This is a genomic window from Arcanobacterium phocisimile (assembly GCF_016904675.1).
In the GTDB taxonomy this organism is placed as follows: Bacteria; Actinomycetota; Actinomycetes; order Actinomycetales; family Actinomycetaceae; genus Arcanobacterium; species Arcanobacterium phocisimile.
Genome location: NZ_CP070228.1, coordinates 1,229,557 through 1,243,757, shown reverse-complemented (window position 1 = coordinate 1,243,757; position 14,201 = coordinate 1,229,557). Strand labels below are relative to the sequence as shown.

15 protein-coding genes are annotated in these 14,201 nt (G+C 52.3%); 12 read left to right on the top strand and 3 right to left on the bottom strand.

Features of this window, described 5'->3' with window-relative positions; translation table 11 throughout:
- Nucleotides 1-3: 3 nt before the first annotated feature.
- The gene (locus tag JTE88_RS05540; protein WP_091280900.1) at nt 4-735 is read right to left on the bottom strand and encodes an IclR family transcriptional regulator; all 732 of its coding nucleotides are present in this window, start codon (nt 733-735) and stop codon (nt 4-6) included.
- A 206-nt stretch (nt 736-941) separates the two neighbouring features.
- Between JTE88_RS05540 and murA the strand changes: the two genes are divergently transcribed.
- Genes murA through thiL form a run of 4 tightly spaced genes read left to right on the top strand, consistent with a single transcriptional unit; the run spans nt 942 to nt 5,260 of the window.
- Complete coding sequence (gene murA / locus JTE88_RS05535; RefSeq protein ID WP_204423365.1) at nt 942-2,264, top strand: UDP-N-acetylglucosamine 1-carboxyvinyltransferase; 1,323 nt, start codon at nt 942-944, stop codon at nt 2,262-2,264.
- A 20-nt stretch (nt 2,265-2,284) separates the two neighbouring features.
- A complete protein-coding gene (locus tag JTE88_RS05530) occupies nt 2,285-3,112 on the top strand; it encodes a lysophospholipid acyltransferase family protein (RefSeq protein ID WP_204423357.1) in 828 nt (275 codons plus the stop codon).
- 44 nt (nt 3,113-3,156) lie between these two features.
- Nucleotides 3,157-4,275 carry a D-alanine--D-alanine ligase family protein gene (locus JTE88_RS05525; RefSeq protein ID WP_204423355.1) on the top strand — a complete coding sequence of 373 codons (1,119 nt, stop codon included), beginning with the start codon at nt 3,157-3,159 and terminating at the stop codon, nt 4,273-4,275.
- 7 nt (nt 4,276-4,282) lie between these two features.
- Nucleotides 4,283-5,260 (top strand): thiamine-phosphate kinase, encoded by a 978-nt coding sequence (gene thiL / locus JTE88_RS05520; protein ID WP_204423353.1) that lies wholly within the window; start codon nt 4,283-4,285, stop codon nt 5,258-5,260.
- A gap of 88 nt (nt 5,261-5,348) precedes the next feature.
- On the opposite strand, the gene rpmB is transcribed toward thiL, so the two are convergent.
- Nucleotides 5,349-5,540, bottom strand: a complete 192-nt coding sequence (gene rpmB / locus JTE88_RS05515) for a 50S ribosomal protein L28 (RefSeq protein ID WP_091280916.1) — start codon at nt 5,538-5,540, stop codon at nt 5,349-5,351.
- A 232-nt stretch (nt 5,541-5,772) separates the two neighbouring features.
- Between rpmB and JTE88_RS05510 the strand changes: the two genes are divergently transcribed.
- Genes JTE88_RS05510 through JTE88_RS05475 form a run of 8 tightly spaced genes read left to right on the top strand, consistent with a single transcriptional unit; the run spans nt 5,773 to nt 12,479 of the window.
- Nucleotides 5,773-8,040, top strand: coding sequence for an ATP-dependent DNA helicase RecG (locus JTE88_RS05510; RefSeq protein ID WP_204423351.1), 2,268 nt, complete (start codon nt 5,773-5,775; stop codon nt 8,038-8,040).
- A gap of 8 nt (nt 8,041-8,048) precedes the next feature.
- Complete coding sequence (gene rsmD / locus JTE88_RS05505) at nt 8,049-8,612, top strand: 16S rRNA (guanine(966)-N(2))-methyltransferase RsmD (RefSeq protein ID WP_204423350.1); 564 nt, start codon at nt 8,049-8,051, stop codon at nt 8,610-8,612.
- A gap of 4 nt (nt 8,613-8,616) precedes the next feature.
- Entirely contained in the window at nt 8,617-9,093 is a 477-nt protein-coding gene (gene coaD / locus JTE88_RS05500) for a pantetheine-phosphate adenylyltransferase (RefSeq protein WP_204423345.1), read from the top strand.
- The gene (locus tag JTE88_RS05495; protein ID WP_204423344.1) at nt 9,090-9,596 is read left to right on the top strand and encodes an ATP synthase subunit B family protein; all 507 of its coding nucleotides are present in this window, start codon (nt 9,090-9,092) and stop codon (nt 9,594-9,596) included. The genes coaD and JTE88_RS05495 overlap by 4 nt, the downstream gene beginning before the upstream one ends.
- Nucleotides 9,597-9,650: 54 nt before the next feature.
- Nucleotides 9,651-10,202, top strand: a complete 552-nt coding sequence (locus JTE88_RS05490; protein WP_204423342.1) for a YceD family protein — start codon at nt 9,651-9,653, stop codon at nt 10,200-10,202.
- The gene (gene rnc / locus JTE88_RS05485) at nt 10,202-10,927 is read left to right on the top strand and encodes a ribonuclease III (RefSeq protein ID WP_204423341.1); all 726 of its coding nucleotides are present in this window, start codon (nt 10,202-10,204) and stop codon (nt 10,925-10,927) included. The genes JTE88_RS05490 and rnc overlap by 1 nt, the downstream gene beginning before the upstream one ends.
- Nucleotides 10,928-10,960: 33 nt before the next feature.
- Nucleotides 10,961-11,815 (top strand): bifunctional DNA-formamidopyrimidine glycosylase/DNA-(apurinic or apyrimidinic site) lyase, encoded by an 855-nt coding sequence (gene mutM / locus JTE88_RS05480; protein ID WP_204423339.1) that lies wholly within the window; start codon nt 10,961-10,963, stop codon nt 11,813-11,815.
- 40 nt (nt 11,816-11,855) lie between these two features.
- On the top strand, nt 11,856-12,479 hold the full coding sequence (locus JTE88_RS05475) for a response regulator (RefSeq protein WP_204425782.1): 624 nt from the start codon (nt 11,856-11,858) through the stop codon (nt 12,477-12,479).
- Nucleotides 12,480-12,558: 79 nt separating this feature from the next.
- On the opposite strand, the gene JTE88_RS05470 is transcribed toward JTE88_RS05475, so the two are convergent.
- The gene (locus JTE88_RS05470) at nt 12,559-14,199 is read right to left on the bottom strand and encodes a GAF domain-containing sensor histidine kinase (protein WP_204423338.1); all 1,641 of its coding nucleotides are present in this window, start codon (nt 14,197-14,199) and stop codon (nt 12,559-12,561) included.
- Nucleotides 14,200-14,201 lie beyond the last annotated feature (2 nt).

Here is a 14,201-nt window from a genome sequence, read left to right as displayed (position 1 = left end):
ACCCTAGGTTGTTGGTTCAGAGCGTTTGATAAGGTCGGTTAGTCGATTAGCGGCAGCGACGACGGCGGCTGCATAGTGGCGTCCCGGCTGGCGCCCCATTCGTTCGACTGGTCCAGAAATAGAAATTGCAGCGATAACTTGTCCATTGGCACCTCGCACTGGAGCCGAAATTGAGGCGACGCCGGGTTCATGTTCGCCCAACGATTGGGCCCAGCCACGACGTCGGACAGCTGATAACACGGTAGCGGTGAATTGTGCACCGTATAGTCCACGGTGTAACCGGTCCGGCTCGTCCCAGGCTAGAAGGACTTGGGCAACAGATCCTGCTTGCATAGAGAATGCTGAACCTACTGGAATGGAATCACGAAGGCCAGTAGTACGTTCTGCTGAAGCAACGCACACGTTTTGATCACCTTGGCGGCGATAGAGTTGAGCTGATTCGCCAGTGTGGTCGCGTAAGGCAATTAATATCGGATTCGCGGCAGTTAACAGGCGATCGTCGCCAGCGCGCGAGGACAATTCAGCTAGTCGCGGTCCTAAAATAAACCGACCCTGAGTATCTCGACTTGCGAGACGATGAAATTCGAGAGCGACTGCGAGCCGGTGCGCAGTAGGGCGCGCTAAATGTGTAGCTGAGACAAGTTGTGCTAATGTTAGTGGGCCTTGCTCGAGCGCTTGAAGAACTAATGCGGCTTTGTCGAGTACTCCGACCCCGCTACCTTGGGAATTGTCCATAAGTCCATCTTGCCATTCCATATTGTGAGACGCAACCCGTTTGGGGTTCTTGGTCTACGAAGAAAGACATCTTATGCGGTGCGTCGTATGCCTAGTCGAATAGAATGACAATTCGGGGTATTCTTGTTTCGTGGATTGGACGGAACAATGAATAGACTTCAGTCCACATTACCGAACTCGTACAACATGTCCGGAGAAGAGAACACATGTCAGGCGTTTTGAAAGTCACTGGTGGACAGCCACTTCACGGTACTATTGCAGTACGCGGAGCAAAAAACTTTGTCTCCAAAGCAATGGTGGCGGCTCTACTTACTGAAGAGACATCTGTTCTGCGCAACGTTCCATTGATCCGTGATGTTGATGTTGTTTCTGATCTTCTTCGGTTACACGGTGCCGATGTTGATTACGATCAAGACGCTGGGATAGTCACCATTACTCCGGGCAAGATCCACTTGCCAGATGACCCGGCGCAGATGGACCTTCTAGCTGGCTCATCGCGCATCCCCATTCTTTTCTGTGGACCGTTATTACATTCACTTGGTGAAGCATTCATTCCAGACCTCGGCGGCTGTCATATTGGAGACCGACCAGTTGATTTTCACCTACAAGTATTAGAAGACTTCGGTGCAATTCGTGACGAACAGGAGTTTGGTCTCCACTTAACAGCTCCTCGTGGACTTAAAGCCCGCAAAGTGACATTGCCGTATCCGTCAGTCGGAGCTACTGAACAAACGTTGTTAGCGGCCGTGCGAGCCGAAGGAATCACCGAGTTGCGTGGTGCTGCCGTAGAACCAGAAATCATGGACTTGATTTCCGTATTGCAAAAGATGGGTGCGCTCATCACAGTATCTACCGATCGTACGATCGTTGTTGAAGGAGTACGCCAGCTCCACGGATACAACCATTTTGCAATCGCAGATCGAATCGAAGCGGGATCTTGGGCCTGTGCTGCGCTAGCTACCGGCGGGGATATCATGATTAACGGGGCGCAACAAGAACCGATGATGAGCTTCCTCAACGTATACCGTAAAGTTGGAGGACAATTTGACGTGACTGATGAGGGCATTCGTTTTTGGCACCCTGGCGGGGAACTGAACTCGATTCCTATTGAAACAGATGTCCACCCAGGTTTTATGACTGACTGGCAACAGCCTCTCGTCGTCGCTCTTACACAAGCTAACGGAGTCTCGATCGTTCACGAAACAGTGTACGAAAATCGATTCGGCTTTGTGAAAGCACTAAACAAGATGGGTGCTCATATCCAAGTTTATCGAGAGTGTCTGGGCGGAAAACAGTGCCGGTTCGGTACTGAAAATTATTATCACTCCGCTGTGATCATGGGACCAACTCCGTTGACTGCTGCGGACATCACCGTTCCTGATTTGCGCGGTGGGTTCTCCCATCTTATTGCAGCTTTAGCGGCTGAAGGAACCTCGCACGTTCAAGGGATTGACCTAATTAATCGAGGCTACGAACACTTCATGACCAAGTTGCGTACTCTGCACGCAAACGTTGACCGAGTTTCGTAAAGCATATAGGCAAAACCACCGTGAAAGTTCCCGAAGCACAACCGTTCTTGCGCTTTATCGCTCCTATCATCATCAAGTTAAATAACGTCGTGCAGAATCTGACGATCACTGGACTGCACCATATTCCGCACGATGGTCCCGCGATAGTGATTGCAAATCATACAGTCCATGCAGACTCGCTTATTCTCGGTGAAGCAATCATTAAATCAGGTAGAACACCGCATTTCGTTGCTGGATCAGATTTTTTCGCAGTTCCTGGAGTGGCTTTCATACTTCGCGGAGTCAACGCAATTAAGGTGACACGAGGAACTTCTGCTGCTAAAGATTCGCTTGATGGAATCCGCGATATTCTCGACGCCGGTGGAATCGTTCTGCTCTTTCCAGAAGGCGGTCTCACTCACGATCCGCAGCTGTGGCCAATGCGCGGAAAAACGGGACTTGCAAGGTTAATGGCAACGCATCCAGACGTTCCAATTATTCCTTGTGCGCATTGGGGAAATGAACGCCTATTGAACCCGTGGAATTATGCCATCGATTGGAAACATATGGGGCGGCATACGCGTACCCACGTCGTTTTTGGTCCCGCACTAAACCTATCGGTCAGCGAGGATCCCGATTACGCTGAACTTACGGCAGTTACTGGAAAAATAATTGATCATTTGGAGCACATGCTGGTGCCATTGCGCCAAGCAAACCCGTTAGATTTCACAGTACAGCAACGCGAACGACGCTGGGATTGCCGGCTTGATGGTGACCCATTGAACGATGACTATGAACTTAATCGGGCCTTGCGCCAGGCACGGAAAAATCGGCGTCGGCGTAGGTGGAGAAAAATAACGGCACGCTGACAACAAGTCCTATCTGAGCAAAGCCCTGAGGTAACATTATTCTCATGTCGAATTCAAAGATCCGCGTCGCAATTATCTATGGTGGCGCATCAGGTGAGCATTCCATTTCTATTGCTACTGCAGGCGCTGTCATGCGAGCCTTAGATCCGGAACGTTATGAGGTTGTACCGATAGCTATTGCCCGCGATGGTACGTGGGTTCCAGGGGCGACTGATCCATCGAAGCTGACGCTTGATGCGGGCCTTCTTGAAGTTGAGAAAGCTCCAGAAGCTGTCACGATTCCTGCCGGAGACGGGAAACAATCGCTAGTTGCCTATAATTGTGAACACGCCAGCAACCTCGAACTTCTCGGCAACGTGGATGTTGTCTTTCCGCTACTGCACGGGCCCTTTGGAGAAGACGGAACAATTCAGGGGCTCCTTGAACTAGCTGGTATTCCATATGTTGGATGTGGCGTGTTCGCATCTGCAGCCGGAATGGACAAGCACTACATGAAGGTAGTCTTGGAGGCGGCCGGACTGCCGGTAGCACCTTACGTTGTTGCCACAGCTCGTCAGTGGCGCGATGAGCGTGAGGCAGTTCTTGCCAAGGTTGCTCAATTACAGTTCCCGGTCTATGTCAAGCCTGCACGAGCTGGATCTTCGCTCGGTATTACGCGTGTTAGCACGCTTGAGGATGTCTCGGAAGCTGTGGCTCAGGCTCAAATACATGATCCTAAGGTACTGATTGAGCAGGGCGTTGACGGACGTGAGATCGAATGTGCCGTCCTAGGCGGACGTAATGATTCGACCCCGCGCGCTTCCGTTGTTGGTGAAGTCCTTGTAGACCTTCCTGACGATGGCTTCTACGACTTTGAGCATAAATACTTGGAGACAGCCAATTTGAGACTATCTATCCCGGCTCAAGTCCCGCCAGAGATTTCAGATAAAATCCGTGATCAGGCGGTTAAAACTTTCGATGCGTTTGGTTGCGAAGGAATGTCTCGCGTCGATTTCTTCTTGACGCCTGAAGGTAAAACCTACGTCATCGAAATCAACACGATTCCAGGTTTCACACCGTTCTCAATGTATCCAGTTCTATGGGAGCACACTGGGCTCCCATATTCTCAGTTGCTCGATGAATTGATTGGTTTAGCATTGGAACGCCCAACAGGGCTTCGTTAAGGCAAGCGTGCTCGTTAAAGATCTCAACGAAAAAGAACTGCTTGCTCGGTTCGTTCCGCTATTGCCGCAGGCTACTAGCGTTGTAGTAGGCAACGGTGATGATTCTGCGGTGTTGCATATCGGCGGGGATACGACTGTCTCCACCGATATGCTCGTAGAAAATAGACATTTTCGGTGTGATTGGTCCACCGGATTTGATGTAGGTTATCGGGCGGCACAACAAAATATCGCCGATGCTCTTGCAATGGGAGCCACGCCAGTATCACTTGTTGTTGGGCTCGGGCTACCACCTACTACTGAGGTGACCTGGGTCGAAGACCTCGCTCGTGGTTTTGCTCAAGCCTGCCAGCCTTGGGAAGTAGGTGTTGACGGTGGTGACCTTGTTTCGGCGTCGGAGATAACTATCGGAGTCACCGTTATTGGTGATCTCCAAGGACGCAAGCCACTGCGCAGGGATAATGCGTTACCTGGTCAGAAAGTTATCTTTACTGGGAATCTTGGCCATGCTGCAGCTGGATATGAGTTACTCAAACACGGGTACACGCGCACAGACTCAGATGAGTATTTGGCATCCTTAATCGATGATTTTTTACGGCCGAAGCCGCCGATCGGGGCAGTGATGTCAGCGGTTAATGCTCACACCCTATGCGCTGGGATAGATGTTTCAGATGGGCTAGTAAAAGACATCGGGCGAGTGGCACAGTCTAGTCGGGTTTGGATCAATCTTGATGGTGCACAGCTTAATAAGCTTCTTGGACGACTAGGACGGGCGGCCGGACGCCTGGGGACTGACCGACGCTTGTGGGCGTTGGCCGGAGGAGAAGATCATGGCTTTGTTGCTACTATTGACTCAGCCACTGTTATTCCGGATGGCTTTAGTGTTATTGGGCAGGTTATGGGACCTGATGAGTATGGCCGAGTTACGCTTGACCAGCTTCCGCTTGATCCTGATCAGATCGGTTGGGACCATTTCCGGTCTGCATAGTTTAATGGCCGTTGTCCTTGACGATATGTGGTTTATGATATAAAAATATCCCTCGATGAAAATCGAGGGATATTTAAGCTTGGTTCGATCACACGTTACGGGTGACCTTGCCGGCCTTCAGGCACGAGGTGCACACGTTCAGACGCTTAGGGGCACCCTTAACGAGAGCACGAACACGCTGAATGTTCGGGTTCCAACGGCGGGAAGTACGCACGTGGGAGTGCGAAACACTCTTACCGAAGCTCGGGCCCTTGCCGCAGACTTCACATACAGACGCCACGGTTCTCTCCTTCATTAAAAGACGAATAGACGCTTTCGCGCCTCTACCAAAATTGGCAACTTCAAAAGTGTATCTAATTATTAGCTAGAAATCCAAGCCTAAAACGCGCACCAAAGCGTGCTGTTCGCCACGCTAGCTAAACTTAGCTCTGTTGCCATAGTGATACCTCACTGACTTTTGTCAGTATACCTGTTTTTTCTGGCATAGTTACATAGGAAAGAGAGGAACGGTCATGGCGAAGAGCTCACATCAGCCCGCGAGTGCTAGTGCGAACGATGCAGCGCAGCCGGCTAATTCTGCGCTACCTACGCCAGCCTTGGCCTCTGATGCGTGGACGACGCTCTCACGCCCCCTTGAACGTGTCCTTGGCAAACGTAGTGCGAACGCGTTAGCAAAACTCGGCCTAGACACCGTCGAAGACCTCCTCAATCATATTCCATTCCGTATCGCCCAACGAGGAGAATTACTACCACTCGATCAAGTTGCTGAAGGTGAATCAGTCACCGTCGTCGCCAACGTCGTCTCATCGCATATGCGGCCGATGAATAATCGGCGCGGCTTTATCCTCAACGTCACTATTTCAGACGGGGAACACGATCTGGATCTGACGTTCTTTGCCAAGCACCAGCGTCCGCTAGCGTTTCATGAAACTAAATTATCGCCAGGCACGATGGCCACCTTCGCGGGCACAATTTCGTCCTATCGCGGTCGGCTACAACTGGCTCATCCCGAATACGAAATAATGGAAAGCCTCGAAGATCTTGATGCGGCACAGATTCTGCGTCCCGTGCCGATTTATCACTCGACAGCGAAGGTTCCGTCCTGGCATATTCACCGAGCAGTGGCTACTATCCTCGACACCCTCTCACCAGGCGACGTTCCTGATCCGTTGCCTCAAGACTACCGCGATGAACACCAGCTGATTTCTCGATACGACGCGCTACGCGCCGTACACCAACCAGAAGACCCCGAGCAGTGGCGCGCCGCCCGCACCCGCTTCGCCCATGAAGAAGCCTTCGTCTTACAAGCTGCTCTTGCACAACGCGCCGCCCAGGTGGCACAAATGTCGGCACCGGCATGCCCGCCGCGCCCAGACGGCATCACCCACGCTTTCGACCAGCGCCTACCGTTCATCCTTACCGAGTCGCAGCTAAAAGTTGGAGAAGAACTGCGTGACACTCTGAGTAACTCCACACCCATGCGGTGCCTACTCCAAGGCGACGTCGGCGCCGGAAAGACGATTGTGGCGTTGCGTGCCATGCTCCAAGTAGTCGACGCCGGTCACCAAGCTGTGCTCGTTGCTCCCACCGAAGTCCTCGCACAACAACACTATGCGACGATGACGAAGATGCTGGGGGAGTTGGGGATGGCCGGCCAGCTCGGCGCCAACGAGAACGCCACATCTGTTCATCTGCTCACCGGTTCGCTAACGGCCAGCCAACGACGTCGAACACTGGCTCACCTAGCAAGTGGAGCGCCCAGTATTACTGTGGGAACACACGCCTTGTTCGGCGACCAGATCCAGCTGCCGTCGTTAGGTTTCGTCGTCGTCGATGAACAACACCGCTTCGGCGTCGATCAACGTGACAAGCTCGCCCACAATGCCCACCTGCTCGTCATGACGGCAACCCCGATACCGCGCACCATCGCTATGACAGTATTCGGTGACCTCGATGTCGCCGTTTTAGACAATCGCGAACGCAGCACAATCTCCACTAACGTCGTCCCAGCATACAACGACCGCTGGATGGCGCGTGTATGGCAACGCGCCCGCGAAGAAGTCGACGGCGGCGGTAAAGTCTTCGTCGTCTGCCCACGTATCTCGCCAACCGAAGATGACGTCCAAGCCGACCTTGTCGAACAACAAATCGATCTGATGGAACGTCCGCAGATGTCCGACGTCGAAACCCTCAGCCACCGACTCCAGCAACTGCCGGTACTAGCCGGCCTCGGTATCGGCGTACTACATGGGAAGATGAGCAGTGCGGAAAAAACCGAGGCAATGGCGGCTTTTATCGCCGGACAAACTCAGATCCTCGTCTCGACCACCGTTATCGAAGTCGGAGTAGATATTCCCGAAGCCACCTTGATGGTGATCATGGACGCTGATCGGTTCGGACTATCCCAACTTCACCAGTTACGTGGACGCGTTGGGCGAGGCGAAAAACCTGGGCTATGCCTGGCAGTCACCGGCGCTCCGGACGGCACGCTCGCCGCTGAGCGTGTCGCAGCCTTCGCCGCTACCACCGACGGTTTCGCACTCGCCGAAGCCGATGTAGCTTTGCGTTCCGTCGGCGACGTATTAGGCGCACAACAATCAGGGACCCAAAGCTCACTGCGTTTTGTGTCGGTGGTCAAAGATAAGATAATAATCGAACACGCCCGCCAGGGTGCACGAGAACTTATCGCCACCGATCCAGATCTTACGCACCATCGTGCATTGGCTATCGCTATCGCCGATATCAACGCGCGCAACCGAGAATATTTAGAGAAAAGCTAGGAGCCGACATGAGTCGTATTATTGCTGGGAGCGCTCGCGGTCGCCAACTGAGCGTGCCGAAGTCTGGTACTCGGCCAACTTCCTCGCGGGTTCGAGAAGCGCTTTTTTCTCACTTAGAACATCGCGATTTTATTGCTGACTGTGACATCCTTGATCTGTTTGCCGGATCAGGGGCGTTTGCGTTAGAAGCGTTGTCGCGCGGTGCACGGCGCGCCATCGGTGTTGATAGCGCGCCAGAAGCACATCGAGCTATGCAAACTAATGCCCGCACAACCGGTTTGGCACTGCAACATATTAAAGCCCAAGCATTGACGTACGTGAGCCAACCCGGTACTGACGGGCCATTCGACGTGGTGTTCCTCGATCCGCCATACGATTTCCCTGACGAGCAGCTGGCGGAGATCTTGGCGCAACTACCGCGGCATCTGAAATCTGACGGCGTCGTCGTCGTCGAACGAGCAAAACGGAGCTCACAACCACGCTGGCCTGCTCAGTTAGAAGCTGAACGCGAACGTACGTGGGGTGATACCCGCGTCTGGAGTGCCCATATGGCGGTAGAGGACGTAGAGTAATCCTATGAGTTGTGCAGTATGCCCTGGATCGTTTGATCCGATTACCCTTGGACATATCGACGTTATTGAACGTGCTCAGCGCATGTTTGATGAAGTCGTGGTAGCCGTTGCCCATAATTCGGCGAAGAATTATTTATTTACCGACGAAGAACGCCTCACGTTAGCGCGTGAAGCCGTAGCGCATCTCCCAGGCGTGCGCGTCGAGCTGATTACGGGGCTTGTTGCAGATTTTGCGCGCGAGGTCAATGCGCAAGCGATTGTTAAAGGTGTGCGTGGTTCTGCCGATTACGATTCAGAGATGCCAATGTCATTGCTGAACCGGCATTTGTCGGGCGTAGAGACGGTGTTTGTTATGGGCGAACCGAGTCTTGCACATATTGCGTCGTCATTCGTGAAAGAATTAGCCAGATATGGTGGTCCATATGAGGATATGGTTCCATTGAATGTAGCCCGAGCATTAAAAGAAAAGGTGGAAGCATGAGCGACCAAGGTGAATCTCTGCTCGAGATTTTAGATGAATTGCACGATATTGTCATCAACGCAAAAAATATGCCGTTGTCCGCATCGGTACTAGTGAATAAGTCAGAAATTATGGACTTACTCGATACCGCGCGTGAAATAGTTCCAGATCAGATCAAGCAAGCAGATGCAGTGCTATCGCAAGCAGGTCGAGTATCTGATCAAGCTCGTGAGGATGCAGATGTTGTTTTGCGTCATGCTCATGAAGAAGCCGATTCGATCCTCGCTGAGGCGCGCGAACAAGCATCACGTATGGTTGCCCAAGATCAGATCACGGTTGCAGCAAAATCTCAGGCCACACGGATTGTTGATGAGGCACACCAGAAAGCTTCACAACTTATTAACGGTGCCAACGAATACTCTGAACAGACTCTGGCTGAACTTGCTGCCCAGCTCGGTCATCTTCAAGAACAAATCGCTGCCGGCCAGGACGTCCTAGCCCAGCGTCGAGCTGAAGAACAATAAACTGCTACGCTTAATAGCATTTAAAGCCGAAGCAAAAAGAAGGAAGAAAGCTTTATGGATTTACGGTCCGAATATGTTGTGTCGGTATCCGATGTCACCTCTGGTACCCCCACACAGCTGGACCTGACACTCAACGCGCCAGAAGAGTGCGGTGTCGGTTTGATTGGTGTGCCAGCAGGGACTCCGATGAAGGTGACACTATCACTGCAATCAGTGTCCGAAGGTATTTTCGTACAGGGGGACATTCAAACAGTAGCCCATGGGCAATGTGCCCGATGTGCTCAAGACATCACTCAGCCGATGGACGAACCGATCGCAGAGCTAGTTTTTTGGCCAGAGCGGCGTGACGCTCTCATAAGTGAAGGCGACGACGAGATCGAAGATATGCCAATTATTGAAGAGATGCATATCGATCTTGAGCCGATTATTCGTGATGCCATCGTTTTGGCTTTGCCGTTTACGCCAGTATGTTCGCCTGACTGCCAAGGGCTGTGCTCAGAATGCGGTGAGCCATGGAATGAACTGCCAGCTGATCATACGCATGATTATTTCAACCCAGCATTCTCTGCTCTTGACGTGCTTGCTGAACAGATGAAGGACAAGTAATGCACGAACATAATCGCCGTGAGTTACTTGCCGCGTGGGGAGTTGATATCCCCTCAGATCTCCTCACACTCGCATTGACGCACCGTTCTTGGGCTTATGAACACGATAGTGCACATAATGAACGCCTCGAGTTTCTTGGGGATTCGATTTTGGGCGCGGTTGTGGCAGAACAAATCTTCCACGACTATCCAGATAAGTCCGAAGGCGAATTATCAAAGATTAAGTCCGCAGCTGTGTCCGAGCGTGCGTTGGCAGATATCGCTCGCAGTCTTAACCTCGGCTCCTATATTCGCCTCGGTAAAGGAGAAGAACAAACCGGTGGGCGAGATAAAGATTCTATCCTCTCAGACACGGTCGAGTCGTTGATCGCAGCGACTTACGAATCCCAAGGCATCGACGTCGTTATCTCCACGGTACGCACGCATTTACGGGAGAAGATCATTGAGGCGACGAATATGGGGCCAGCTCTCGATTGGCGAACCGCGATGGAAGAAAAAGCCCGTGAGCTTGGCTATAACGGCGATGTGACCTACCAGATCGACGCTGAGGGCCCAGATCACGCCAAAGTCTATACTGCCAAGGTCTCGATCGGGGGTACTCAGTGGGGTAGCGGGCAAGCAACTTCGCGCAAAGCTGCGAAACTTGCGGCTTGTCAAGACGCGTACCATTACCTGGTCGTTAGCGTCGAAACCACTGAAGCTGACAACCCAGGATCAACGAAGTAGTCTTCATAGGAAACGATCGCAGAATAGGGAACGATGCCAGAATTACCTGAGGTCGAAACCATTCGACGCGGTCTGGTACCGCACGTCGTTGGCAAAACAATCGCACGAGTAGATGCTCTCCACCCGCGGGTGGCCCGAATGTCCCCAGAAGGTCTTGACTCACTTGCCGGTATGACGATCAGCGGGGTAGTTCGCCGTGGGAAATTCATGTGGTTTTTGACTGGAGAACGCGCACTCGTCGCACATTTGGGGATGTCTGGCCAAATGCGGATCAATAGCGACTCGGTACACGTGCGTGCCCGGTTCCATTTTACTGACGGTACCAGCCTGGACTTTGTTGACCAACGCACATTCGGCTATTTGCATCCAGATCAACTCCTGCCCACCCCGGATAGTGGTCCGGGTGGCTACGGTAGCCAAGCCGCTATGATCCCGGCATCGGTTGCGCATATCGGGCGCGATCTCCTCGATCCACTTCTTGATCTGCGCGATGTGGCCCGTGCAGTCAAACACCGGAGAACCGAGATAAAACGCGCCATACTGAACCAGAATATCGCGTCAGGTATCGGCAATATTTATGCCGACGAAGCGCTGTGGGAGGCGTGCGTTCATCCACAGAAAATGACAACTGCGATGAGCCTGGCCAAAATTGCCGACGTTTACGAACACGCACGCGAGGTGATGGAGCGAGCCGTGGAAGCCGGCGGAACCTCGTTTGATGAGCTCTACGTCAACGTCAATGGTGAGTCTGGATACTTCGATCGTTCGTTGCATGTGTATGGCAAAACGGGTCAACCTTGTGATCGGTGTGGCAAGGAGATTCAGCGCATCACTTTTATGAACCGTTCATCACATTTATGCCCGGCATGTCAGCGTCGTTCAAGGTAGACTAAGAATCGTGAGTGAAGAAAATACGCAAATTAGCGTCATGATTATCGACGATCACGAAGTGGTCCGTCGCGGTATTGCAGAAGTTGTCGATCGAGCCAATGGTCTCCAAGTTATTGCAGAAGCCGGTTCGGTTGCCGAAGCAGTGCGCCGTGCAGAATTAATGATTCCGCAAGTTGCGCTTGTCGATCTACGTTTACCAGATGGTACAGGCATTGATATCATTAGCGAACTTCGCGAGCGTGTACCACAGGTCAAATGTATCGTGTTGACTTCGTTCGACGACGATGACGCACTTTCAGAAGCCCTCGATGCTGGCGCTAAAGCATACTTGCTTAAATCCGTACGTGGCGCTGAAATCACCGATGTGATTCGAGCCGTTGCTGACGGTCGAGTTCTGCTCGATGAACGAACTGTTACACGCCGGCGAGCCGATCATGATGACCCCACCGCGGATCTCACTCCGTCAGAGCGTAAGGTGCTTCAACTTATTGGTGATGGCTTGTCCAATCGTGAGATCGGCGAGAAGCTTGGCGTTGCTGAAAAAACAGTGAAGAACCATATCACCTCATTACTGTCGAAGATGGGGATGCAACGACGTACTCAGGTTGCGGCGTGGGTAGCTGGCCAGCGTGCAGCTGGTTGGCGCAACGCAGGCAGCTAAGCGACGCGCCCCTCAAACGTTAAGCACCCCGTGACCATAGATCACGGGGTGCTTTCCTGTATAACCGCTATGCAAGCTTTTAGATTAGTGGCGCTTCCCAGCAAACACGAGTGCCCGAAGTTTCATCAGTCGAGGAAATAGTAAACGAACCGCGATGCCGGCGCGCACGAGCTGCTAGATTCGATAATCCAGACCTGCGACCGAACGACTGTGTCACGCCACGACCATCGTCAATGACCTCAACACTGACATGCGTTGGGTCAACAGATAAACGCACTGCAACGGACGAAGCATGGGCATGACGGGCTGCATTTGATAAACCTTCGCGAACCACAGCAACCACATCGTCAGAAATATCGGCACCGACGGCGTCGTCGATCAGAACGAATGTATCTTCCGCACTGGTAACCTCACCGTTCCAGCTGATAATGAGCGATGGTGCAAAGCCCAAGACCTGCAGTGCGACTTTGGTTTCTTGTTGTAGGCGTTCAACCAAAGCAACAGAAGCTGAATCATCGCGCAAGGACTGAACAATAACTCGGATTTGACGAACCGATTCATCGATTGAAGAAATTGCTTGATCTAGGGCAGCGGAGACTTCTTCTGCATACCCTTTAGCGGCGAGGTCTTCTTTGACAGCAGTAATATGCATTCCTGAAGCGAACAATTGTTGGATAGCTAAGTCGTGCAGATCGCGCCCGATCCTTGACCGCTCATCGAGCTCGGAGGCGAGCTCTTCATTGAGGCGAGCTTCTGCCAGTTCAAGAGCAATAGCTGCCTGCTTAGCCGCATTTTCAGCCATAGCTAGATCATGGAGGTTAAACTCAACTCCGCTAATATTTCGTAACAATATAATCACTCCGGTACCAGCCGACTTTGAAGCGAGCGGCGCATACAATGCCGGTCCGAAGTTGCGCAGTTGCGCTACTCGGACTGTACGTAATCGTTGCATCGAGTCGACCACTAATCCAGCTTGCTCATTAACCACAGTCATAGCACGGCCCGTGTAGGGGAAGCGAATACCCACTAAGCTTTCGGAGCCTTCACCGTCGACGACTTCGGACACCCACGTGTTTTGAATCGAGGGCAGAACCATGATCGCTACATCTGCCTGTGCTGCGATGCGCATTTCGTGAACAATTACTTGGAGAGCTTCATCTTCATCGGAACCTTCTAATAGCGAAGCGACGATATTTTGTGAAGCAGTTAGCCACCGGGCACGGTTTTGCGAACGAGCAAACATTTGCGAATTTTGTGCTGCAATCGCAGCTGCACGAGCCAAGATTTCCATTTGTGCACCGTCGTCGTCGGTGAAACCACCGGGCTTATCTGTCAAGTACAGACGGCCCCATATTTGTTCTTTTACGGAAACTGCTACACCAAGATAATTGTCCATAATCGGATGGCCTGGTGGGAACCCGTAGCGGTTAGCATAAGTGGCGAGATCATTGACGATTAACCATCCATGCGCTGGAGTGTCATCGAAAACACCGTGCCCGCGCGGTGGGCGTCCGAGCAGCGCTGCAGCGAGCGGATCCATACCTGATTGAACAAACTCCATCGTTTCACCATGGGAGTCCAATACTGCTAGCGCAGCAAATTTTGCGCCAGTGAGTGCGCGAGCTGAGTCAACAAAGTGTTGATAAGCGGCGTCGCGTTCGAGCTTTCCGGTGAGTTCAAGGGCATGAGACACGACGGCGGTGAGACGATTAGAATCCATTG

What these genes read in the sequence shown, in the direction of transcription:
- JTE88_RS05540 (WP_091280900.1), bottom strand. Translation starts at nt 735, where the DNA reads ATGGACAATTCCCAAGGTAGCGGGGTCGGAGTACTCGACAAAGCCGCA.
- murA (WP_204423365.1), top strand. Translation starts at nt 942, where the DNA reads ATGTCAGGCGTTTTGAAAGTCACTGGTGGACAGCCACTTCACGGTACT.
- JTE88_RS05525 (WP_204423355.1), top strand. Translation starts at nt 3,157, where the DNA reads ATGTCGAATTCAAAGATCCGCGTCGCAATTATCTATGGTGGCGCATCA.
- JTE88_RS05510 (WP_204423351.1), top strand. Translation starts at nt 5,773, where the DNA reads ATGGCGAAGAGCTCACATCAGCCCGCGAGTGCTAGTGCGAACGATGCA.
- rsmD (WP_204423350.1), top strand. Translation starts at nt 8,049, where the DNA reads ATGAGTCGTATTATTGCTGGGAGCGCTCGCGGTCGCCAACTGAGCGTG.
- coaD (WP_204423345.1), top strand. Translation starts at nt 8,617, where the DNA reads ATGAGTTGTGCAGTATGCCCTGGATCGTTTGATCCGATTACCCTTGGA.
- JTE88_RS05495 (WP_204423344.1), top strand. Translation starts at nt 9,090, where the DNA reads ATGAGCGACCAAGGTGAATCTCTGCTCGAGATTTTAGATGAATTGCAC.
- JTE88_RS05490 (WP_204423342.1), top strand. Translation starts at nt 9,651, where the DNA reads ATGGATTTACGGTCCGAATATGTTGTGTCGGTATCCGATGTCACCTCT.
- rnc (WP_204423341.1), top strand. Translation starts at nt 10,202, where the DNA reads ATGCACGAACATAATCGCCGTGAGTTACTTGCCGCGTGGGGAGTTGAT.
- mutM (WP_204423339.1), top strand. Translation starts at nt 10,961, where the DNA reads ATGCCAGAATTACCTGAGGTCGAAACCATTCGACGCGGTCTGGTACCG.
- JTE88_RS05475 (WP_204425782.1), top strand. Translation starts at nt 11,856, where the DNA reads ATGATTATCGACGATCACGAAGTGGTCCGTCGCGGTATTGCAGAAGTT.
- JTE88_RS05470 (WP_204423338.1), bottom strand. Translation starts at nt 14,199, where the DNA reads ATGGATTCTAATCGTCTCACCGCCGTCGTGTCTCATGCCCTTGAACTC.